The organism is Pseudoalteromonas sp. NBT06-2 (assembly GCF_002276045.1).
Lineage (GTDB): Bacteria > Pseudomonadota > Gammaproteobacteria > Enterobacterales > Alteromonadaceae > Pseudoalteromonas.
The window spans coordinates 1-366 of the sequence record NZ_NQMR01000440.1; the positions used below are offsets into that span (position 1 = coordinate 1).

Sequence of the window (366 nt, forward strand, 5' to 3'; positions counted from 1 at the left end):
GATATAAATTAGCGAAAACAGAAGTCGGATAAGCTTTCAGATCTGTTAATGATGAAACCAGAACCTCTGGCTCACCTGATGGCAGGTCAACTCGCACTAATCTTAAGCGTAGTGATTCTGTCGATATCTTATCTTTTCTACATCGACGAAGAGACTTCTCAGTACAGGGAAAATCAACGATATCACTATATTTTCCACTTTCTAAAAAGGCTTTAACAATATTGGAACTTTTAACAATACGCATGCAGAAATCAACATTCTTTAGTATATGGTATTTATAAAACCAAACGGCAGGATAACCTCTGTCATAAACGACTAAATCACCTGCTTGGGTTTTATTTAAATGCTTTAGCGCCATTTCACGCT

Annotated in this window: 1 protein-coding gene; it reads right to left on the reverse strand. The window is 36.6% G+C overall.

Features of this window, described 5'->3' with window-relative positions; genetic code table 11:
* Positions 1 to 366 (reverse strand): transposase (locus CJF42_RS26445; protein WP_502694823.1); only part of this gene is annotated, 366 nt, incomplete at both ends.